A 20,095-nucleotide genomic window follows, 5' to 3' on the forward strand; every position below is an offset into this window, starting at 1 on the left:
AAGTTTGGAAGGATACTAGCTACAAAGTATTTAACTGTCAAAAGAAATAGAAAAATACAATTGAGATGGGCACCCAATTGGCGAAAAAGAAAGATTTTTAGGATTCAAGGGCTGCTTTCAGAAGCTTTCTTGTGTATTCGTCGGACGGGTTTGCAAAAATCTTCTCCGCCTCACCCGCTTCCACGACAATTCCATCCCGCATCACCGCGACGCGATGCGCCATGGCACCGATCACCTGCAAGTCGTGGCTGATGAATACGTAGCCCAGATTGTGTTTCTTCTGAATGTCGGCGAGCAGCGCAAGTACTTGAGTCTGAATGGAAACATCGAGCGCGCTGGTCGGCTCGTCGAGAATCAGGATGCTCGGTTCCAGCACGAGTGCCCGCGCAATCGCGATGCGCTGACGCTGTCCACCCGAGAACTCGTGCGGATATCGCGCGAGCGCCGCGCGATCCAGGCCGACCTCTTTCAACACCGCGATCACCCTGGCGCGGCGCGCGACGGCGTCCATTTCCGGCCGATGCAGTTCCAGCCCCTCCCCGACGATCCGCTCGACCGTCTGACGCGGCGACAGGGAACTGAAAGGGTCTTGAAACACCACTTGCAGATTCGAGCGCAGCACGGTTTTTTCGCGCCCGCGAAAATCGCCGAGCGCGCGGCCCTGGAACTGCACCGCGCCGTTCGAGATGCGCTGCAGGCCGAGCAGCGCCATCGCGAGCGTGGATTTTCCCGAGCCCGATTCCCCGACGATGCCGAGCGTCTCACCCTGCCTCACGGTCAGCGTGACGTCATGCACGGCCTTGAAGCGGCCGCGCCGGAACCAGCCCTCGACGCCCGGCAGGCGCGTCGGGTAGTCGACGGACACCTGTTTCGCATCCAGCAGCACGGGCGCGATCGGCAGCACCGGCAGCACGGCGCGCTGCGGCTTGCTCGCCAGCAGACGCGTCGTGTACGGATGCTGCGGCGACGTGAAAATCTGCTCGACCGCCCCGCTTTCGACCAGCGCGCCCTTCTCCATCACCGCGACGCGTTGCGCGAAGCGCCGCACGAGATTCAGGTCGTGCGTGATCAGCAGCACCGCCATGCCGCGCTTCTGCGCCTCATCGCGCTGCAATTCCAGCAGCAATTCGACGATCTGCGCGCGGATCGTCACGTCGAGCGCGGTGGTGGGCTCGTCGGCGAGCAAGAGGCGCGGCCGGCACGCGAGCGCCATCGCGATCATCACGCGCTGGCGCTGTCCGCCCGACAACTGGTGCGGATAGCTGTCCACGCGCCGCCCCGGCTCCGTGATGCCCGTGCGCGCGAGCAGCGCGATCGCCCGTTGCCGCGCCTCGCGCGGGCTGGCGCCGTCGTGGAGCCGGATCGTCTCGCCGATCTGGTCGCCGACCGTGTAGAGCGGATTGAGCGCGGTCATCGGCTCCTGGAAGATCATCGCGATGTCGCTGCCGCGCAGGCCGCGCATCTCACGTTCGCTCTTCGCGAGGAGATCGTCGCCTTCGAAGCGGATCGAGCCGGAAAGCTCCGCGTCGCGCAAAAGGCGCAGGATCGAGAGCGCGGTCACGCTCTTGCCAGAGCCCGACTCGCCGACGAGCGCCACGCGTTCGCCCGTGCGAATCTCCAGATTGACGCCATCGACGGCGAGCGTGTCGCCGAAACGCACGCGCAGTTCTTCGATCGAAAGCAGCGGCGCGCTCACTGGCCGCCTCCGGCTTTGACCGCATCCGCGATGCGCGTATCGAGCGCATTGCGCAAGGCATCGCCCATGAAGGTCAGCAACAGCAGCGTCGCGACGAGCACGCCGAACGTCGAGAGTGAAATCCACCACGCGTCGAGATTGGCCTTGCCCTGCGCCAGCAGTTCACCGAGCGATGGCGTCGGCGACGGCACGCCGAGACCGAGGAAATCGAGGCTGGTGAGCGCGAGAATCGCGCCGCTCATGCGAAACGGCAGGAACGTGATGACGGGCGTGAGACTGTTGGGCAGCACGTGCCGCCAGATGATCTGCCAGTTCGAGAGGCCCATAGCGCGGGCGGCGCGCACGTAATCCTGCGTCCGATTGCGCAGAAACTCCGCGCGCACGTAATCCGACAAGCCGATCCATCCGAACAGCGACAACAGGATGATCAGCAGCACGAGGCTCGGCTCGAAAATCGAAGCGAAGATGATGAGCAGGTAAAGCTCCGGCATCGCGCTCCAGATTTCGATGAGCCGCTGCCCGGTGATATCGACTCTCCCGCCGAAATAACCCTGCACCGCGCCCGCGACGACGCCGAGCACCGTCCCGATCGCCGTCAGCACGAGCGCGAACATCACGGAGACTCGAAAGCCGTAGACGAGCCGCGCGAACACGTCGCGGCCGCGGTCGTCTGTGCCGAGCCAGTTCTCGCGCGAAGGCGGCGCGGGATTCGAGCCTTTCGAGAAGTAGTTGAGCGTGTCGTAATAGTAGTGATTGGGCGGATAGATCGCGAAATTGCCAGGCGCGCTGAAACGGTCGCGCACGAACGGATCGAGATAATCGGCGGGCGTCGGGAAGTCGCCGCCGAAGGTCGTTTCCGCGTAGGTTTTCACGAGCGGAAAGTACAGATGCCCCTGATAACGCACGACGATCGGCTTGTCGTTCGACCACAGCGGTCCCGCAAGACTAATCACGAACGCCACGACGAACACGATCAGGCTCCAGTAGCCGAGCCGATTGCGCTTGAAGCGCTGCCAGACGCGCCGCCCCGGCGGCACCGATACTTCGCCGCGCAACGGTTGCGCGTCGCCGCCGTTGGCGTCGCGGCGTGACGATCGGGGTGAAGCGGCTCGATTCAAATCAGCGCTCCAGTTGTTCGAATTGAATGCGCGGATCGACCCAGACGTAGCAGAGGTCGGAGATGAGCTTCGTCGCGAGGCCGATCAGCGTGAAGAGATAGAGCGTGCCGAGCACGACCGGATAATCGCGCCGCACGACGGATTCGTACGAGAGCAGGCCGAGCCCGTCGAGCGAGAACAGCGTCTCGATCAGCAGGCTGCCCGTGAAGAACGCGCCGATGAATGCCGCCGGAAAGCCCACGATCAGCGGCAGGAGGGCATTGCGGAACACGTGCTTCCAGAGCACGCGGCGCTCGCTCAGGCCCTTCGCGCGCGCGGTGAGCACGTATTGCTTGCGGATTTCATCGAGGAAGGCGTTCTTCGTCAGCATCGTGACGATCGCGAAGCTGCCCACCACCGACGCCACCACGGGCAACGTGATGTGCCACAGATAATCGAGAACCTTGCCGCCGAGCGAGAACGTCGCCCAGTTGTCAGAGGTGAGATTGCGCAGCGGAAACAGTTGCCAGAACGAACCGCCGCCGAACAAGACGAGCAGCAGCACGCCCAGCACGAAGCCCGGAATCGCGAAGCCGATCAGCACGATGAGACTCGTCGCGACATCGAACTTCGAGCCGTTCTTGACGGCCTTGGCGATACCGAGCGGCACCGATATCAGATACGTGATGAAGAAGGTCCACAAGCCGATGCTGATCGACACCGGCAGCTTCGACACGATCAGCGACCACACGCTCTGATGCCTGAAGTAGCTCTCACCGAGATCGAAGCGCGCGAACTTGCCGAGCATCAGGAAGTAGCGTTGCAGCGGCGGTTTATCGAAGCCGTAGAGTTTCTTGAGCTGCTCGACCTGCTGCGCATCGACGCCGGTATGCGTGCGCAGACCGAAGCCGCCGCCCCCGCCTTCCGACTGGCCGCGCCGCAAATCATGCACCGCCTGCTCGACCGGACCGCCCGGCACGAACTGGATCACGACGAACGTAAGCGTCAGCACGCCGATGAGCGTCGGGATCATCAACAGAATGCGTTTAAGGATGTAACTCCACATGGCGCGTCCTCGTTACTTCGCCGCGTGCGCGGGCTTCGCCCACCACGTCGATATGACCCACTCCTCGGCGCCGTAATACAGCGGCAGGCTAGACGGATACGCCAGCGTATTGCGATACGCCACGCGATGCGTCGCCGAGTACCAGTGCGGCACCACATAGTAGCCATTCATCAGCACGCGATCGAGCGCGTGCGTCGCGTCGACGAGCTGCTCGCGCGTCTGCGCGGAGATCACTTTCTGAAGAATCGCATCGACGGCCGGCGACTTCACGCCCGAGAGATTGTCCGAGCCCTGCTCGTCCGCCGATTTGCTGCCGAAGCGCGAGACCTGTTCGGTGCCCGGCACCTGCACGTCGGGCATGCGCACGCTCGTCATGTCGAAGTCGAACGAGTCGAGGCGCTTCTGGATCAGCGCGTAGTCGACGGTGCGGAAATTCATCGTGATGCCGAGCTTCTGCAGATTGCGCCCGAACGCGGCCGCGACCGGTTCCATCGACGCGCCGCCGCCGGTGTCGTCGAGAATCTCGAACACGAACGGCTCGCCTTTCGTGTTGCGCAGCGCGCCGTCGCGATACGTCCAGCCGGCCTCGGCGAGCAATTCACGCGCCTTGATGAGATTGGCGCGCAACGAGCCGGGCGGATCGGTGTCGGGTTGCTTCGGCATTTCGCCGAACACGGCGGGATCGAGCTGCGTCTTCAGCGGGTTCAATATCGCCAGCTCGCCCTCGCTCGGCCTGGCCTTGGCCTGCAAGTCGGTGTTGACGAAGAAACTGTCGATGCGCCTGTACTGGTTGAAGAACAGTTGCCGGTTGAGCCATTCGAAGTCGAGCGCGAGATCGAGCGCCTGACGCACGCGCACGTCCTTGAACAGCGGACGCCGCGTGTTCATGAAAAAGCCCTGCATGCCGGTGCCGTTGTGCTGCGGAAACTCGCGCTTGATCAGCTCGCCACTGTCGAAGCGCTTGCCGATATCGCGCCGCACCCAGCTACGCGCGACGTATTCCACGAGCACGTCGTATTCGCCCGCCTTGAACGCTTCGAGACGCGCGGTCGGATCGCCGTAGAGCTTGTAGTCGATATGCGCGAAATTGAACAGGCCCACGCGCACCGGCAACGCCGCGCCCCAGTAGTCCGGATTGCGCCGGTACGAGATGGTTCGGCCGTTGTCGAACCGGTCGATCAGATACGGCCCGCTGCCGATGGGCTTCTGGAATGCGATCTGATCGAACGGAATGCGCGTGCCGTCGGGCTTCATGCCCCACTTGCGCGAAAACACCGGAATGCCGCCCGCGAGCAACGGCATCTCGCGCGTGGCGCTCTTGAACTCGAAGCGGATCGTGAGCGGATCGACGATGACCGCGCGCGCGATCTGCCCGAAGTACACCGAGAACTGCGGCGCGGCCAGCGGGCTTTTCAGCGTCTCGAACGAGAACTTCACGTCTTCCGCCGTGACCGGATCGCCATTCGAGAAGCGCGCCTTCGGGTTGATATGGAAGGTCGTCGACATGCCGTCCGGCGCGACCGAGATGTCGTCGGCGAGCAGACCGTAAGCGGTCGATACTTCATCGGAACTGCCGGTCGTCAGACTTTCGAACATCAGTGAAAGGCCGGGCGCCGGATTCCCGCGCAGCGTGAACGGATTGAACTTGTCGAAGCTCGTCAGCCGGCTCGGGTTCGCGAGCACGAGCGTGCCGTCGCGCGGAGCGTCGGGATTGACGTAATCGAAGTGCTTGAAACCGGCCGGATATTTCGGCTCGCCGTATTGCGCGATCGCGTGAACCGCGTAGGCAGGGCTAGCGAGCCACGTCACCGATCCGGCCAGGGCGAGCGCGATGAATTTGCATGAGGCGCTGAATGAGCGGATCGTCGTGCGAGTCGTCATGTGCCTCTGGACGCGATTTGAGTGTGTGACGCGATGGAGTGATCCAGCCGGAAGGCCGAAGCGCGAGCCGCGAGAATCTCAGGCGGGGCATTGCGATGTGAGAGAATTCTACCCAAAATCACGCACCGTTCGGCTCGCGGCCTCGGGTTCTCACTCAAGCCGCATTCAAGCCAATGGCGCCACGCACGATACGCGCGGCATCCGTTTCATCATTCGCGCGCGACATTGACATCAAAGAAGGAGCATTCATGGGCTTTCTCGCTGGAAAACGAATTCTGCTGACGGGCCTGCTGTCGAACCGCTCGATCGCTTACGGCATCGCCGAGGCCTGCAAACGCGAAGGCGCGGAACTCGCGTTCACGTATGTCGGCGAGCGCTTCAAGGATCGCATCACCGAATTCGCGACCGAGTTCGGCAGCGACATGGTCTATCCCTGCGACGTCGCCGACGACGCGCAGATCGACGCGCTCTTCACCTCCCTCAAGGAACGCTGGGACTCGCTCGACGGCCTCGTGCACTCCATCGGGTTCGCGCCGCGCGAGGCGATCGCCGGCGACTTCCTCGACGGCATGACGCGCGAGAACTTCCGCGTCGCGCACGATATCTCCGCGTACAGCTTCCCCGCGCTCGCCAAGGCCGCGCTGCCGCTCCTGAAGGACGGATCTTCACTGCTCACGCTCAGCTATCTCGGCGCCGAACGCGCGCTGCCGAACTACAACACGATGGGCCTCGCCAAGGCGTCGCTGGAAGCGAGCGTGCGCTACATGGCGGCATCGCCTTCGCTCGGTGGCAAGGGCGTGCGCGTCAACGCCATTTCCGCAGGCCCGATCAAGACGCTCGCGGCGAGCGGCATCAAGGGCTTCGGCAAGATCCTGAACTTCGTCGAAGAAAACGCGCCGCTCAAGCGCAACGTGACCATCGAGCAGGTGGGCAATGTCGCGGCGTTCCTGCTGTCGGATCTGTCGGGCGGCGTGAGCGCGGAAGTCGTACATGTCGATGCAGGCTTCCACGCGGTCGTCGGCGGCATGGGCGCCGACGCGGAATAAGCGCGCATCCGCCACGCCCGGAGCTTCGAAAAAAGCGCCGCTCACCTTCGGGTGACCGGCGCTTTGTCTTTGGCGCAGCGGTAACGGCGGGAAATCAGCGATGCCCGTGCGGGCCGCCATGTCCATTGCCGTGGCCGTAAGCGTGCCCCGGCGGCGGACCGTGATGCGGCCCGCGTCCATGTCCGTGATACCGATAGTAGTCGTTGCGGCTCCAGTAACGGCGGCCATCCCAATACCGGTTGCCGTGCCAGCCGATCACCACGGGCGGCGCATACATCGGCGGCGGTGGCGCGTACACAACCGGCGGCGGAGGCGGCGCATACACCGGCGTCGGCGCGACATACACGGGCGCCGGAACGCCGATATTCACGCCGACGTGCACATCGGCGCGCGCGGCACTCGCCGCGCTCCACATTGCCACCGCCAGCAAGCCCGCCAGAACGCGTCCCGAAATTTCGATTTTCATATGCAAACGGACCTCGCTTTTCCACTAGTTCGCTTGCGGCCAAATATAACGGAAAGCTTTCGGCGCAATATTTCAGCTTTGTAAGTTATTACGCGCCGCAGCGTAATGTCTGGAGAAAGCTTACCTTTTGTTACATGGCATGCAGGAGGGAATCACCCAGGAGTGTCTCGAATGCGACAGTTCCGCCGTCCGATGGTCAGGCGAAAATAGAAAAGCCACCCGCGGGTGGCCTTCTGGAAAACGTGAGTCGCTACGTGACCCGATCAATGCCAGCCGTTGTGACGGCCGTTGTCATGGTCGTCGTGGTCGTCGTGATCATGGCCGTGACCGTGACCATGACCGTGATAGCGGTAGTAATCGTCACGATCCCAATAGCGGCGGCCGTCCCAGTAACGATCACCGTGCCAGCCGATCACGACGACCGGCTGCGCATACACCGGCGGCGGCGGCGCGTACACGACGGGCGGCGGAGGCGGCGCATAGACCGGCTCGGGCGCGACATACACGGGCGCGGGCACCCCGATGTTCACACCCACGGACACCCCCGCCATGGCCGCGCCGGACAACGTCAGTCCGCCGAGCAACGCGGCGGCGGCCAACACGGAAGCCTTCGATACCTTGTTCATGTGAAGCCCCACCTCGATGGGTTGTTTGTTGTGTTGGCCGGACTATATCGGACGAATCCTATGGCAAGTGTGCGACTTCGTAACCAGCTATTACTGAGCTAAAACTTACGAAAAGTAAGGGATGCGTCGAAGAAAAACGGCGGCCTCGAATCGCTCGAAGGCCGCCGTCGAAAACGCGGTCGATGAAGCTCAGCTCGGCAGCTCCTGCCCCTTCGTTTCCGGCGCGAACGGAATCACCGCGAGGCCGATCAGAAACGCGATCGCGGTGATCGCGATCGGCACGCCGAGGGTCTTCATGTTGAGCACCATCGCGCCGATGCCGAAGTTGACGATCGCACCGAAGAAGCGTCCGATCGACGTGCAGAACGCGAAGGCCGTCGCACGGACGCGCGTTTCGAACTGCTCGGGCAGCCACAGCGAGAACAGCGCGAAGTTGCCGCCGAAGAAGCCCAGCACGACGAGCAGCGCGATGAACGGCACCAGGCCGTTCGGCAAATAAAAGGCCCAGCCGAACGCCAGCGCAATCGAGGCCGCCATGCCGACGAAGTACACGGCGAGTGTCTTTCTGCGGCCGATCTTCTCGGCCATCGGCGGCAGCGCGAGACAGCCGATGATCGTGCCGATGGAAAGCAGGCCCGTCGCGATCGACGCCATGCGCGCCGCGCCCGCCTTATCCATGCCCGCCTTGGTCGCCAACTGGATGACGGCGGAAGGTTCGTACACCGCGCCCGCCCACAGACCGATGATCGCGACCGTCAGCAGCACGGTGGCGACGATCGTGCGCTTGCGATACTGCGCGTTGAAGATCGCCTTGAGCGAGCTCTCGTGTTTGACGTGCGGATGCGCCGTTTCCGAGCGCTCCCACTTGTCGGTTTCCTTCACGCGCAAGAGCACCATGATCGAGATGACGACCGGAAAAAGGCCAACCAGGAACATCGCGCGCCAGCCGAACGCGGCGCCGATCGTGTAGTTCAGCGCGGCCGCGAGGAAAAAGCCCGCGTAATAGCCCGTTTGCAGATAGCCCGCGCCCATCTTGCGGCGATCCTCCGGCCACGCTTCCGCCACATAGGTTCCGGCGAGCGCCCATTCCCCGCCGATCCCCACGCCAGCGAAAAAGCGATAGGTGCCGAGTTCCCATACCGTATGCGCTGTCGCTGCGAGGCCCGTGAAGATCGCGAACGTGAAGATGGTCGCGGCGAGCACTTTCGTGCGCCCGAAGCGGTCGGCGAGCGGCCCCCAGATGAACGAAAGCCCCCATCCGACCAGGAACAGCGCAAAGAGAATCGAGCCCGCGAGACCGACGTTCGCGGGCGTCGCCGCATAGCCCGAGCGCGGCAGCAATTCCGTGAGCGCAGGAGCCAGCACCAGCGCGTAGATGAACGAATCCATTCCGTCGAGCGTCCAGCCCGCCCACGCGCCCCAGAAACCGGTGATCTGCGACCGGTTGAGCGGCGTCTTCGTGGCGCGCGTGGCGCTTATCTGTCGATCCAGCGTTGTCGGCATGGCCATGTCTCTCCGATAGGAATTAACGACGCGCCCGTTAAGAGTATTTGTTGTGGCGTCTAGGGAAAGCACCGGGGTTCCGTGTGCATTTTTATATATAATATTTGAACAGCAGCACCCGACAACTCCGCACTTTCACCTAGCCATGCCGACAGATCTTTCAGCCGGATCGCATCCGGTGTCGTTCCGCGACGCGCAGTTCGAACCGCGCCAGAGCACGTCGCGCTTCATCGCGGATGCGTTGCGCGCCGCGATCGTCGAAGGCGCGCTGTTGCCGGGCGAGCCGCTGCGCCAGGACGCCATCGCGCGGCAGTTTTCAGTGAGCGCGATTCCGGTGCGCGAGGCGTTCCGCCAGCTCGAAAGCGAAGGCTGGGTGACGATCGAGCCGAATCGCGGCGCGGCCGTCAGCCTGCAATCCGCCGACGAAGCGCGCGAGATCTACGAGATTCGCGCGTCGCTGGAGAGTCTCGCGATCGGCATCGCGATCGAACACCATACGCCCGAGACGCTCGCCGATGCGAAGCGCCTGCTCGAAGCCGCGGAAAACGAGCCCGATCCCGCGTTGTACGTCGTGCGCAACGAGCAGTTCCACATGAGTCTTTACGCGCCCGCGGATCGCCCGCGCCTCATGGAGCTGATCGGTCAGATGCATCGGCGCGGCGAGCGATACTTGCGTCTGAAGCTGGGCTTGCCGATCCACAAGGATTCCTCGGACGCCGAACACCGCGCAATCTTCGATGCGCTCGTCGCGCGCGATATCGAACGGGCGCAGACGCTCGTCGCGCGCCATCTGCTCGCGACGGGCGAGCTGATCCACCGCTTTCTCGCCGATGCGCAGGCGCTCGCCCAGTCGAGCCATGTCAAAAAGAAGCGCCGCGCCTCTTCCCGAACGACATCACCGAAGGCAGACGAATGAACGACGCTCTCGCTCCAACCCGCAACTGGAAGACGCGCGCGCAGGAAAAGGCGCGGCGTCTCGAGCTGATCGAGCCGTGGCTGAACGGCTCCGTGCTGAACGCGGAACGCATCGTCGATGCGTTGAGCGCGCTCATCGTGAGCGGCGATCGCGTCGCGCTCGAAGGCAACAACCAGAAGCAGGCCGACTTCCTTTCACGCGCGTTCGCGAAGCTCGATCCGGCGCGCGTCCACGACGTGCATCTGCTGATTTCGAGCATCAGCCGGCCGGAACATCTCGCGCTGTTCGAGCAAGGCATCGCGCGCAAGGTCGATTTCGCCTTTGCCGGACCGCAGAGCCTGCGCGTCGCGCAACTGCTCGAAGACGGCATGCTGGAGATCGGCGCCATCTATACGTACATCGAACTGTACGCGCGCATGTTCATCGATCTGACGCCGCAAGTGGCGCTCGTGTGCGCGGTTCAGGCGGACCGCCATGGCAACCTCTACACCGGCGCGAACACCGAGGACACGCCGACCATCGTCGAGGCGACCGCGTTCCGGCACGGCATCGTGGTCGCGCAGGTCAACGAAATCGTCGATGAACTGCCGCGCGTCGATATTCCCGGCTCGTGGGTCGATGTCGTCGTGCAGGCGGATCGCCCGTTCGCGGTCGAGCCGCTGTTTACGCGCGACCCGCGCCACATCGGCGAGCTGCAGATTCTCATGGCGATGATGACCATTCGCGGCATCTACGACCGCTATGGCGTCACGTCGCTCAATCACGGCATCGGCTTCGACACGGCGGCCATCGAACTCCTGCTGCCCACCTACGGTGAAAAGCTCGGTCTCAAAGGCAAGATCTGCACGAACTGGGCGCTCAATCCGCATCCCACGTTGATTCCCGCGATCGAATCGGGCTGGGTGCAGAGCGTGCATTGCTTCGGCAGCGAGGTGGGCATGGAGGACTACATCGCGGCGCGGCCCGATGTGTTCTTCACCGGCCGCGACGGCAGCCTGCGCTCGAATCGAGTGTTCTGTCAGCTTGCCGGGCAATACGGCGTCGATCTGTTCATCGGTTCGACCTTGCAGATGGACGCCGACGCGAATTCGTCGACGGTCACGCTCGGGCGGCTCGCGGGCTTCGGCGGCGCGCCGAACATGGGACACGATCCGCGCGGCCGGCGTCATTCGAGCGAGGCGTGGCTCAAGCTTCTGAAAGACGATGGCCCGAACCCGAAGATCGCGCGCGGTCAAAAGCTCGTCGTGCAGACCGCCGAGACGTACAAGAAGGGCGGCGAGCCGACCATCGTCGATGCGCTCGACGCGATCGCCGTTGGCGAAAAGAGCAAGATGCCGATCGCGCCCGTGATGATCTACGGCGACGACGTCACGCACGTCGTGACCGAAGAAGGCATCGCGTATCTGCATGCCGCCGAAGGTGTCGATGAGCGGCGCGCGGCGCTCGCGGCGGTGGCGGGCGTGACGCCCATCGGCATGCGCGCCGATCCGGCGAAGACCGCCGAACTGAGAAGGCGCGGCATCGTCGCGTATCCGGAGGATCTCGGCGTGCGGCGCGGCGAAGCGAAGCGCTCGCTGCTCGCGGCGCGCAGCATCGACGATCTCGTCGCGTGGTCGGGTGGACTCTATGCGCCGCCGGCGCGCTTCAGAAGCTGGTGATCGCGATGAATGCCCTTCCCCTTCGACGCGACCTTGAACTTCCGCTCGCGCCGCTGATCATCGCGACACACGCCGTCGATGCCCTGATCGCCGAGGCGTGTCTCACGCCCAAACCCGCGCTCGTCGATCGACGCGGCAGCGGCGCGCATCGCGATCTCGATCTGGACACGATGCAGCGCTCCGCCAACGCGCTGCAGCCGACCTTTCTCGCCATCGCGCGCGCGGCTTGCGGCGTTTCGCCATCGCAAGCCCTGCGCGAGCAACTGGCGCGCATCGGCCGCGAAGGCGAAGCCGCGATGATGCGCGCAACGAACGGCAGCAATGCGCATCGCGGCGCGATCTGGATCGTCGGTCTGCTGTGCGCGGGCGCGGCGATGCACGCGCCCGACGACAGCGACGCGATCTGCTTTTCCGCCGCCGAAATCGCGCTCCATGAAGACCGCTTCGCGCCTTGCGCCGCGCAGCAGAGTCACGGCGCGCGCGCGAGCGAACGCTATCGGGTCGCGGGCGCGCGAGGCGAAGCGCGTGAAGCCTTTCCGCATGCGCGGCTCGTCGGCCTTCCGGCACTCGACGATGCGCGCGCACGCGGCCTCGCCGAACCCCATGCGCAACTCGATGCGCTCGTCGCGATCATCGCGTCGCTGGACGATACGTGTCTTTTGCATCGCGCCGGACTACCCGCGCTTCGGATCGCGCAACGCGGCGCGCGGCGCGTGCTGCGCGAAGGCGGCGTGAGCACGCATGAAGGCCGCGCCGCGCTCGCCACGCTCGAAGCCGATTTGCTGACATTGAACGCATCGCCGGGCGGCGCCGCCGATCTGCTCGCGGCGACGCTCTTTCTCGACAGTCTCAGGCGCCTTGCCTGAAGTGCACCGCAGAGGAACGAACGATGGAAAACATGCGATACGAATACCCCGCCAAGCGGCCTGTCACGCGCCGCGCGCACGTGGGCGTGGTCGGCTCGGGCGATCTGGAAGTGCTGCTGTCGCCTTCGCAGACAACGAACGCGGAGGTGGTGATCCGTACGAGCGTCGATGGCTACGGCCACGTGTGGAAGAGCGTGCTCGACCGCTTCTTTCAGCGCTACGACGGCGCGGCGAAGATCGAGCTGAACGACTTCGGCGCGACGCCCGGCGTCGTGATGCTGCGCCTGAACGAAGCCGTCGAGGCCAGCGAAGGAGATGCGGCATGAATGCACACGACACTTTTCTCGCGCGGCACAGCTTCATCGAAATGACGGCGCGCGAGCGCGCGAAGGCGCTGCTCGACCCGGGCACGTTTCGCGAGCTGCTCGGGCCGTTCGACCGGATCGAGTCGCCATGGCTCGCGATGCAGAACATCGTCTGCCAGGCCGATGACGGCGCTGTGATCGCACGCGGCACACTCGGCGGCGAGCCCGCGGTGATCGCCGCGATCGAACCCGCGTTCCAGGGCGGCAGCATCGGCGAAGTATCGGGCGCGAAGATCGCGGCCGCGCTCGAACTGGCGTTGGGCGAATTCGAAGCCGGACGCGCGATTCGTCCCGTCGTGCTGTTCGAGACCGGCGGCGTGCGTCTGCAGGAAGCGAATCTCGGCCTTGCCGTCATCGCGGAAATTCAGGCGGCGATCGTCGCGTTGCGGGCTCATGTGCCGGTGGTCGGCGTGATCGGCGGCATGGTCGGCTGCTTCGGCGGCATGTCGCTCGCGGCCGCGCTGTGCACCGAGCTCGTGATGACGCGGCAAGCGCGCCTCGGCATGAACGGGCCGGAAGTGATCGAACAGGAAGCGGGCATCGAGGAGCTCGATTCGGGCGACCGGCGCCTCATCTGGTCGATGATCGGCGGCGAAGAGCGCGCGGCGGTCGGGCTCGCGGACACGCTCGTCGAAGACGACACCGAACAGGTCCGCGACGCCGTGCTCGCGGCGTTCGTGCGCGGCGTGCCGAAGCAGCATCGCAGCGAGAACGTCGAGGGTTTCATCGCGCGGCTGGCGCAGGTGAACCCCGACGCCATCGATCCCGACACCTTGCGCCAACTGTGGAGCGCATCATGACCGATAGTCTCTCCCGTGGCGCGCGCTGGCTCGACGCGCTTGCCGCCAGCCCGGCGCAAACGGCGGCCGAAAGCGGTCCGGTTCGCACCTGCGACGGCCAGCTCGACGGCGAGCGCGCAAGCTTCTTCGCCATCGTGCCCGATCCGCGGAACCGCTTTCCGCGCGCGCGAGACAACGTCGTCGGACTGGAGCAGGGCTGGCTGCTGGCGCGCGCGGTGCGCGAAGTCGTCGACGCCGACCGCGATGCGGACGTGAAGCGCCCGATCGTCGCTGTCGTCGACGTGAAAAGCCAGGCTTATGGACGACGCGAGGAACTGCTGGGCATTCATCTCGCGTGCGCCGCCGCCGTCGACGCCTACGCGAGCGCGCGGCTCGCCGGACATCCGGTGATCGCGCTGATCGTCGGTCCGGCGATGTCGGGTGCGTATCTCGCGCATGGCTATCAGGCGAACCGCATCGTCGCGCTCGACGCGCCCGGCACCGCTGTCCACGCGATGGGCAAGGAAGCGGCCGCGCGCGTCACGCGGCGCAGCGTCGAGAGCCTGGACGCGCTCGGCGACGCGGTGCTGCCCATGTCGTACAAAATGAGCGCCTACGCGAAGCTCGGCCTGCTGCACGAGCTGATCGAAGGCGTCGATGCCGATGCGCCCTCTCCCGCCGGCATCGAACGCGTGCGGGCGTCGCTCGCCGCCGCGGTGAAGGATGCGCGCAACGGCCCGCGCGATCTCTCGAACCGGCTCGCTTCCGCGGATGCGAAACGCACGCGCGCCGCGTCGATCGAAGTGCGCCGTCGCATGCGCGAGCAGTGGAGCGCGTGATGGAGCGCGCCCCGCGTCCGCACGACTTGCTGCGTCTCGCGCCCGGCGCGCCGCCATTCACCGACGCGCCCGCCTGGGTCGCGCCGGCCCTCTCGCGCGCGCCGTTCGTGGTCGTGCGGCGCGCGCCGCGCTCAGGCGATGCAATCGCGGTCGGCGTGCGTGGCGGCGTGCGCAGCGAGCGCTTCGGCGCATGGCTCGAGCCGCGCTGGATCGGCGAAGTCTTTACGCCGGAAAACCTGCGCACCCGCGCGCCCGATTCCGCGCGCGCCAGTCTGCCCGCCTTCGTGCTGCTGCGCGCCGTTGCGCCGATCATCGATGCGCACGGTCTCGACTGGGGCCCGGCCGGCAGCGCGGGCTTCGAGCTTGCCAGCGCGACGCCCGCGATCACGCCCGCAAGCGACCTCGACATCGTCGTGCGCGCACCGGTTCCGCTGCCGCGCGACGCAGCCTCGTCGCTGTCCGACGCGCTCTCGCGCGCGGCGCAATCCGCGGACACGCGCATCGACGTGCAGGTCGAAACGCCCGACGCGGCCTTCTCGCTCGCCGAGTTCGCGCGCGCAGGCGTGCGCGTGATGCTGCGCCACGCCGACGGTCCGCGCCTCGCCATCGATCCCTGGGCGGCGACATGATCGCGTACCTGTTTCCCGGTCAAGGCGCGCAGACGCCGGGCTTCCTGCATCGGCTCGGCGGCGACAAGCCGCATCCGGTGATCGCGCACACGCTCGCCGAAGCCTCCGACGCACTCGCCACGAACGTCCTCGAACTGGATACGGACGACGCGCTGAAATCGACCGTCGCGGTGCAGGTCGCGCTCGTCGTCGCGGGCGTGGCGGCGGCGCGGGCGCTCGCGGACGAAGGCATCGCGCCGGAAGCCGTCGCGGGCTTGTCGGTTGGCGCGTACGGCGCGGCGGTCGTGTGCGGCGCGATTGCCTTCGACGACGCGCTGCAGCTCGTGCGCCTGCGCGCGACGCTCATGGAAGACGCCTATCCGCGCGGCTACGGCATGCTCGCCGTGCTCGGGCTGAACGAAAGCGAGCTCGCCCGCGCGATCGTCGACAGCGGCGCCGATGCCTTCATCGGCAATCTGAACGCGCCGCGTCAGATCGTGGTATCGGGCAGCGACGCCGCGCTCGCGAAGGTGCGCGAACTCGCGCTTTCGCGCGGCGCGCGCAAGGCCGAACGACTGTGCGTGAGCGTACCGTCCCATTGCGTGCTGCTCGAAGCCGCCGCCGAACGTCTGATCGACGCGGCGAGCGCGGTGCGCATCGAAACGCCGCGTATCGCGTATGTCGGCAATCGCGGCGCGCGCGTCCTGCGCCGCGCCGATGCCATCCGCGAGGATCTCGCCACCAACCTGCGTTATCCGGTGCGCTGGCACGATTCGACCATCGCGCTCTCCGAGCTCGGCGCGCATGTCTTCGTCGAGATGCCGCCGGGGCAGACGCTCACGCAGCTCGCCGCCGAAGCGCTGCCGGACGTCGCTTCCGTCACGATGGACGCCTCGCCCGTCTCCGCCATCGCCGCTCGCGTGCGCGCCGCGTGCCGTCGCGCGGAAGACTGATTCGCTTTGCGCGCCCCGCTGGTTCAGTAATTTGTCTTCTCGTTGTCAGGTTTTGTAAGGAAAATCGGAATTTTCCTGTGGTCGACGGGTCGATCAGCATCGAGCATTTGCCCCCGCCCGCATTCGATGCGGACTCGACATCACGACAAAATCGCAACGAAACCAAAGAGGAAACCATGAGAATCATTCGCCTGGCGATCGCGGCATCGGCCGTCATCGCGCTCGCCTCGTGCGCCAGCATCAGCAGCCTGAATGCGGACTCGCTCGCCCAGTCTGGACAGCTCGCCACGCAAGCGCTGATGCTGAGCGACAACGACGTGCGCACGCTCTCCGACAAGTCGTGCGCGCAGATGGACAGCGAGAACAAGGTCGCGCCGGAATCGAGTCCCTACACGCAGCGGCTCAACAAGATTTCGAAGCAACTCGGCGACAACATCAACGGCGTGCCGGTCAACTACAAGGTCTACATCACGAAGGACGTCAACGCTTGGGCGATGGCCAATGGCTGCGTGCGCGTCTACAGCGGCCTGATGGACCTGATGAACGACGACGAAGTGCGCGGCGTCGTCGGCCACGAGATGGGGCACGTCGCGCTCGGCCATACGAAGAAGGCGATGCAGGTCGCGTATGCGACCTCGGCGGCGCGTTCGGTGGCGGCGTCGAGCTCGGGCATGATCGCGAGCATTTCCGGCTCGCAGCTCGGCGACCTGACCGAAAAGTTCGTCAACGCGCAGTTCTCGCAATCGCAGGAAACCGCCGCCGACGATTACTCGTTCGATACGCAGAAGAAGAAGGGATACAACCCGTCGGGGCTCGTCACGGCGTTCCAGAAACTCGCGACGATCGATGGCGGAAAGTCGGGCATGCTCGACTCGCATCCGTCGTCGCCGGCGCGGGCGAAGCACATTCAGGACCGGATCGCGTCGGGCAAGTGACGCCGGCGTGAGCGCGATGCGCGTGCAAAGGCGCGCGCATCGGCGAAAAGACGATCAGAAGAAGTAGTAATGCAGGCCCGCGGTCAGGCTGTCGTTGTGACGACGGCCGCCCTGATAGCTCGACGTGTCGCCGGTGTACTCGGCCGCCACGCTCCAGTTCTTCGCGAACTTGTATTCGACGCCGCCGCCGTAGTGCAGGCGCGTATCGGGCCACGTGCCCGTGAAGCCGATGCGCGCGTACGGCATGATGTTTCCGTTGACCGGCATGCCGAGCTTCAGATCGATGCCGCCGTCTTTTTTCGTCGTCGAGCCGCCGTGGAAATCCATGAAGCCTTCGACGCCGACCACGAAACGATCCACATCGTAATTGACGCCGGCCACGATGCCGGGGAAGAACGTCGTATGCGTCGACTTCGGATTGGGACCGGTGATGTCCGACCAGTTGACGCCGAACTTGGCGCCGACATAAGGACCGGCGAACTGGCTATGTGGGCCTTGTACGCCCATCAATTTGAGAAGCGTCGGATCCAGACCCTCCGAATGCGCCTGCGTAACACAAAGCAGCGACAAGAGCGCTGGAGCAATGAGTTTCCTGATACCTGCCATGACTAACCTGATGAACCGTGAAAGGGGCGTTGCCGGATGCATCAGCGCATTCGGACAAACGACCGGAACAACGAACGCTTGCGTTGCGTTGCGCTTAGCTTGCTCAACAGCAAGCAACGCGCGAGATTAGATAGCTAGAGTCAGCTTCGATAGAGGAAATGTCTTAAATGAACGTCGCCTTTCGTCAAAGTCATTCAGGAAGAACGTGGCGGCGGGCAAGGGTATCATTCGCACAGGATGACGAAGCAATACGTCCATTGTCTGGAGCGGCATCTCCTTCGCGTTTGGCATCGGACACACGAAAACGAAGCGCAAAACAAAAAGCCCCGCAAGTTTTTAACCTTGCGGGGCTTTTCTCCTACTACTGGCGGAGACGGAGGGATTCGAACCCTCGATCCAGTTTTTAGCCAGATGCTCCCTTAGCAGGGGAGTGCCTTCGACCTCTCGGCCACGTCTCCCAAACTTTTCGTTGGCACCGGGAGTGCAGTGCAACGAGATCGAGATAATAGCGTGTTCGCGGGCCCGGGTCAAATTCGCATGACGATTTTTTCCAAAACCATCGAGGCCTGAATACCGTGCTCCGCAAACCGCAACGATGCATACTCAAACCCGCCCGCGAGCGGTCATACACATGTCACGGGAACGAACCGGCGATTACGCCCGGTCCAGCTCGAACGCCTTGTGCAGCGCGCGCACGGCGAGCTCGGTGTACTTCTCGTCGATCAGCACCGAAATCTTGATTTCGGAAGTCGAGATCATCTGGATGTTGATGCCCTCTTCCGACAACGTGCGGAACATCGTGCTCGCGATGCCCACGTGCGAGCGCATGCCGACGCCCACCACCGATACCTTCGACACTTTCGGGTCGCCCAGCACGGTTTCCGCCTGCACGTGGCCCTTCACCTGGTTGTTCAGGATTTCGAGGGCGCGCTGGTAGTCGCCGCGGCCGACCGTGAACGTGAAGTCGGTCTTGCCGTTCACGCTCTGGTTCTGAATGATCATGTCGATGTCGATGTTCGCATCGGCGACCGGACCGAGAATCTGATAAGCGACGCCCGGCTTGTCAGGCACGCCCATGACCGCGATGCGCGCTTCGTCGCGCTGGAACGCGATGCCAGAAATCACTGCTTTTTCCATGTTCTCGTCTTCTTCAAAAGTAATCAGGGTGCCGGAGTGCATTTCGTCGTCGAGCGGCATCAGCGGATCGGTCAGGCTGGAGAGCACGCGCGTCTTCACCTGATACTTGCCGGCGAATTCCACCGAGCGGATCTGCAGCACTTTCGAGCCCAAGCTCGCCATTTCCAGCATTTCCTCGAAGGTCACGCGGTCGAGCCGGCGCGCTTCTTCCACCACGCGCGGGTCGGTCGTGTAGACGCCGTCGACGTCGGTGTAGATCAGGCACTCGTCGGCTTTCATCGCCGCCGCGATCGCAACCGCCGAGGTGTCCGAGCCGCCACGGCCGAGCGTCGCAATGTGGCCCTCGGGATCGACGCCCTGAAAGCCCGTGATGACGACGACCTTGCCCGCATCGAGATCCTTCAGCACGCGCTCGCCGTCGATTTCGCTGATGCGCGCCTTCGTGAACGCGCTGTCGGTCTTGATCGGCACTTGCCAGCCGGCGTAACTCACGGCTTCGAGGCCTTCGGCATGCAGCGCGATGGCCAGCAGGCCCACGCTCACCTGCTCGCCGGTGGAGGCAATCATGTCGAGTTCGCGCGGGTCCGGGTCGGCCTTGATGTCGCGGGCCAGGCCGAGCAGGCGATTGGTTTCGCCGGACATCGCCGAGGGCACGACGACCATCTTGTGGCCGGCCCGGTGCCATTTGGCGACGCGCTTGGCGACGTTCTTGATGCGCTCGACCGAGCCCATCGAGGTGCCGCCGTATTTGTGTACGATCAGTGCCATTGTCGATTTGAACTGGAGGGAAAACCGCGCTTCACGCGCTCGTTGCGCAGCGCTGAGCGCTCACGCTGGATCGCTTCGGGGATGTTGAAGCCAGCCACGCTACGCGGGCGCCGCCGCACGCCTGCCGCGCGCGCGAGTGTTTGCATGCGGCGCGCGGATGCGTCGTTGCGGGCGAAATCGAGTCTTTTGAACGGAGATGCCGCGCAAGAACGCGCTTTGGGCGAAACGAGTTACCGTACCCGATCGAGGCTGAAATTACAAGATGACGGGCCCGTGACGCCAAT

The 20,095-nt window shown here is 64.5% G+C and carries 20 protein-coding genes and 1 tRNA gene; 10 read left to right on the forward strand and 11 right to left on the reverse strand.

The annotated features are described in order from the left end of the window. Positions 1 to 97 precede the first annotated feature (97 nt). From AWB79_RS14415 to AWB79_RS14430, 4 genes are read right to left on the reverse strand one after another with little or no spacing between them, the layout of a single operon-like run. On the reverse strand, positions 98 to 1,696 hold the full coding sequence (locus AWB79_RS14415) for an ABC transporter ATP-binding protein (protein WP_061168106.1): 1,599 nt from the start codon (positions 1,694 to 1,696) through the stop codon (positions 98 to 100). Continuing rightward, positions 1,693 to 2,814, reverse strand: a complete 1,122-nt coding sequence (locus AWB79_RS14420; RefSeq protein WP_061168107.1) for an ABC transporter permease — start codon at positions 2,812 to 2,814, stop codon at positions 1,693 to 1,695. Before AWB79_RS14420 ends, AWB79_RS14415 begins: the two co-directional genes overlap by 4 nt. Position 2,815: 1 nt before the next feature. Next, positions 2,816 to 3,859, reverse strand: coding sequence for a microcin C ABC transporter permease YejB (locus AWB79_RS14425; protein WP_061168108.1), 1,044 nt, complete (start codon positions 3,857 to 3,859; stop codon positions 2,816 to 2,818). 12 nt (positions 3,860 to 3,871) lie between these two features. Next, positions 3,872 to 5,740 carry an extracellular solute-binding protein gene (locus tag AWB79_RS14430; RefSeq protein WP_061168109.1) on the reverse strand — a complete coding sequence of 623 codons (1,869 nt, stop codon included), beginning with the start codon at positions 5,738 to 5,740 and terminating at the stop codon, positions 3,872 to 3,874. 248 nt (positions 5,741 to 5,988) lie between these two features. Between AWB79_RS14430 and fabI the strand changes: the two genes are divergently transcribed. After that, positions 5,989 to 6,786: an enoyl-ACP reductase FabI gene (fabI, locus tag AWB79_RS14435; protein ID WP_061168268.1), complete on the forward strand. Its 798-nt coding sequence runs from the start codon at positions 5,989 to 5,991 to the stop codon at positions 6,784 to 6,786. Between the two features lie 94 nt (positions 6,787 to 6,880). Here fabI and AWB79_RS14440 read toward each other — a convergent pair whose 3' ends face one another. The 3 genes from AWB79_RS14440 to AWB79_RS14450 all read right to left on the reverse strand — a co-directional run bounded on the left by AWB79_RS14440 (position 6,881) and on the right by AWB79_RS14450 (position 9,381). Next, a complete protein-coding gene (locus AWB79_RS14440) occupies positions 6,881 to 7,252 on the reverse strand; it encodes a hypothetical protein (protein ID WP_061168110.1) in 372 nt (123 codons plus the stop codon). Positions 7,253 to 7,515: 263 nt separating this feature from the next. Continuing rightward, positions 7,516 to 7,878 carry a hypothetical protein gene (locus tag AWB79_RS14445; RefSeq protein WP_061168111.1) on the reverse strand — a complete coding sequence of 121 codons (363 nt, stop codon included), beginning with the start codon at positions 7,876 to 7,878 and terminating at the stop codon, positions 7,516 to 7,518. 189 nt (positions 7,879 to 8,067) lie between these two features. Next, positions 8,068 to 9,381: an MFS transporter gene (locus AWB79_RS14450; RefSeq protein ID WP_061168269.1), complete on the reverse strand. Its 1,314-nt coding sequence runs from the start codon at positions 9,379 to 9,381 to the stop codon at positions 8,068 to 8,070. 145 nt (positions 9,382 to 9,526) lie between these two features. Here AWB79_RS14450 and AWB79_RS14455 point away from each other — a divergent pair, with 145 nt between their 5' ends. The 9 genes from AWB79_RS14455 (at position 9,527) to loiP (ending at position 17,300) form a co-directional block, all read left to right on the forward strand. Then, entirely contained in the window at positions 9,527 to 10,297 is a 771-nt protein-coding gene (locus AWB79_RS14455) for a GntR family transcriptional regulator (protein WP_061168112.1), read from the forward strand. After that, positions 10,294 to 11,955, forward strand: a complete 1,662-nt coding sequence (gene mdcA, locus AWB79_RS14460) for a malonate decarboxylase subunit alpha (RefSeq protein WP_061168113.1) — start codon at positions 10,294 to 10,296, stop codon at positions 11,953 to 11,955. Before AWB79_RS14455 ends, mdcA begins: the two co-directional genes overlap by 4 nt. 5 nt (positions 11,956 to 11,960) lie before the next feature. Continuing rightward, positions 11,961 to 12,821 carry a triphosphoribosyl-dephospho-CoA synthase gene (locus tag AWB79_RS14465; protein ID WP_061168270.1) on the forward strand — a complete coding sequence of 287 codons (861 nt, stop codon included), beginning with the start codon at positions 11,961 to 11,963 and terminating at the stop codon, positions 12,819 to 12,821. 23 nt (positions 12,822 to 12,844) lie between these two features. Next, positions 12,845 to 13,147, forward strand: a complete 303-nt coding sequence (locus AWB79_RS14470) for a malonate decarboxylase subunit delta (protein ID WP_061168114.1) — start codon at positions 12,845 to 12,847, stop codon at positions 13,145 to 13,147. Then, positions 13,144 to 13,986, forward strand: a complete 843-nt coding sequence (locus AWB79_RS14475; protein ID WP_061168115.1) for a biotin-independent malonate decarboxylase subunit beta — start codon at positions 13,144 to 13,146, stop codon at positions 13,984 to 13,986. The genes AWB79_RS14470 and AWB79_RS14475 overlap by 4 nt, the downstream gene beginning before the upstream one ends. After that, positions 13,983 to 14,804, forward strand: coding sequence for a biotin-independent malonate decarboxylase subunit gamma (gene mdcE / locus AWB79_RS14480; RefSeq protein ID WP_061168271.1), 822 nt, complete (start codon positions 13,983 to 13,985; stop codon positions 14,802 to 14,804). Before AWB79_RS14475 ends, mdcE begins: the two co-directional genes overlap by 4 nt. Further along, positions 14,804 to 15,433 carry a malonate decarboxylase holo-ACP synthase gene (locus tag AWB79_RS14485; protein WP_061168272.1) on the forward strand — a complete coding sequence of 210 codons (630 nt, stop codon included), beginning with the start codon at positions 14,804 to 14,806 and terminating at the stop codon, positions 15,431 to 15,433. The genes mdcE and AWB79_RS14485 overlap by 1 nt, the downstream gene beginning before the upstream one ends. Further along, a complete protein-coding gene (gene mdcH, locus AWB79_RS14490; protein WP_061168116.1) occupies positions 15,430 to 16,365 on the forward strand; it encodes a malonate decarboxylase subunit epsilon in 936 nt (311 codons plus the stop codon). The genes AWB79_RS14485 and mdcH overlap by 4 nt, the downstream gene beginning before the upstream one ends. Positions 16,366 to 16,541: 176 nt before the next feature. Next, on the forward strand, positions 16,542 to 17,300 hold the full coding sequence (loiP, locus tag AWB79_RS14495; RefSeq protein ID WP_061168273.1) for a metalloprotease LoiP: 759 nt from the start codon (positions 16,542 to 16,544) through the stop codon (positions 17,298 to 17,300). A gap of 54 nt (positions 17,301 to 17,354) precedes the next feature. Here the strand turns inward: loiP and AWB79_RS14500 are convergent, their stop codons facing one another. The 4 genes from AWB79_RS14500 to AWB79_RS40450 form a co-directional block, all read right to left on the reverse strand. After that, on the reverse strand, positions 17,355 to 17,807 hold the full coding sequence (locus AWB79_RS14500; protein ID WP_332459664.1) for an outer membrane protein: 453 nt from the start codon (positions 17,805 to 17,807) through the stop codon (positions 17,355 to 17,357). Positions 17,808 to 18,271: 464 nt separating this feature from the next. Beyond that, positions 18,272 to 18,364 (reverse strand) — tRNA-Ser (locus AWB79_RS14505). Between the two features lie 196 nt (positions 18,365 to 18,560). Beyond that, positions 18,561 to 19,811 carry an aspartate kinase gene (locus AWB79_RS14510; RefSeq protein WP_061168118.1) on the reverse strand — a complete coding sequence of 417 codons (1,251 nt, stop codon included), beginning with the start codon at positions 19,809 to 19,811 and terminating at the stop codon, positions 18,561 to 18,563. Next, positions 19,802 to 19,957 carry a hypothetical protein gene (locus AWB79_RS40450; protein ID WP_232470908.1) on the reverse strand — a complete coding sequence of 52 codons (156 nt, stop codon included), beginning with the start codon at positions 19,955 to 19,957 and terminating at the stop codon, positions 19,802 to 19,804. Before AWB79_RS40450 ends, AWB79_RS14510 begins: the two co-directional genes overlap by 10 nt. Between the last annotated feature and the right edge of the window lie 138 nt (positions 19,958 to 20,095).

Source organism: Caballeronia hypogeia (genome assembly GCF_001544875.2).
Lineage (GTDB): Bacteria > Pseudomonadota > Gammaproteobacteria > Burkholderiales > Burkholderiaceae > Caballeronia > Caballeronia hypogeia.

Bases quoted from the DNA above. Each gene is read 5' to 3' on its own strand.
- mdcA (WP_061168113.1), top strand. From the start codon at position 10,294: ATGAACGACGCTCTCGCTCCAACCCGCAACTGGAAGACGCGCGCGCAG.
- AWB79_RS14455 (WP_061168112.1), top strand. From the start codon at position 9,527: ATGCCGACAGATCTTTCAGCCGGATCGCATCCGGTGTCGTTCCGCGAC.
- mdcE (WP_061168271.1), top strand. From the start codon at position 13,983: ATGACCGATAGTCTCTCCCGTGGCGCGCGCTGGCTCGACGCGCTTGCC.
- AWB79_RS14465 (WP_061168270.1), top strand. From the start codon at position 11,961: ATGAATGCCCTTCCCCTTCGACGCGACCTTGAACTTCCGCTCGCGCCG.
- AWB79_RS14510 (WP_061168118.1), bottom strand. From the start codon at position 19,811: ATGGCACTGATCGTACACAAATACGGCGGCACCTCGATGGGCTCGGTC.
- AWB79_RS14500 (WP_332459664.1), bottom strand. From the start codon at position 17,807: ATGGGCGTACAAGGCCCACATAGCCAGTTCGCCGGTCCTTATGTCGGC.
- AWB79_RS14470 (WP_061168114.1), top strand. From the start codon at position 12,845: ATGGAAAACATGCGATACGAATACCCCGCCAAGCGGCCTGTCACGCGC.
- AWB79_RS14450 (WP_061168269.1), bottom strand. From the start codon at position 9,381: ATGCCGACAACGCTGGATCGACAGATAAGCGCCACGCGCGCCACGAAG.
- AWB79_RS14425 (WP_061168108.1), bottom strand. From the start codon at position 3,859: ATGTGGAGTTACATCCTTAAACGCATTCTGTTGATGATCCCGACGCTC.
- AWB79_RS14475 (WP_061168115.1), top strand. From the start codon at position 13,144: ATGAATGCACACGACACTTTTCTCGCGCGGCACAGCTTCATCGAAATG.
- AWB79_RS14430 (WP_061168109.1), bottom strand. From the start codon at position 5,740: ATGACGACTCGCACGACGATCCGCTCATTCAGCGCCTCATGCAAATTC.
- AWB79_RS40450 (WP_232470908.1), bottom strand. From the start codon at position 19,957: ATGCAAACACTCGCGCGCGCGGCAGGCGTGCGGCGGCGCCCGCGTAGC.
- AWB79_RS14485 (WP_061168272.1), top strand. From the start codon at position 14,804: ATGGAGCGCGCCCCGCGTCCGCACGACTTGCTGCGTCTCGCGCCCGGC.
- fabI (WP_061168268.1), top strand. From the start codon at position 5,989: ATGGGCTTTCTCGCTGGAAAACGAATTCTGCTGACGGGCCTGCTGTCG.
- AWB79_RS14440 (WP_061168110.1), bottom strand. From the start codon at position 7,252: ATGAAAATCGAAATTTCGGGACGCGTTCTGGCGGGCTTGCTGGCGGTG.
- AWB79_RS14445 (WP_061168111.1), bottom strand. From the start codon at position 7,878: ATGAACAAGGTATCGAAGGCTTCCGTGTTGGCCGCCGCCGCGTTGCTC.
- mdcH (WP_061168116.1), top strand. From the start codon at position 15,430: ATGATCGCGTACCTGTTTCCCGGTCAAGGCGCGCAGACGCCGGGCTTC.
- loiP (WP_061168273.1), top strand. From the start codon at position 16,542: ATGAGAATCATTCGCCTGGCGATCGCGGCATCGGCCGTCATCGCGCTC.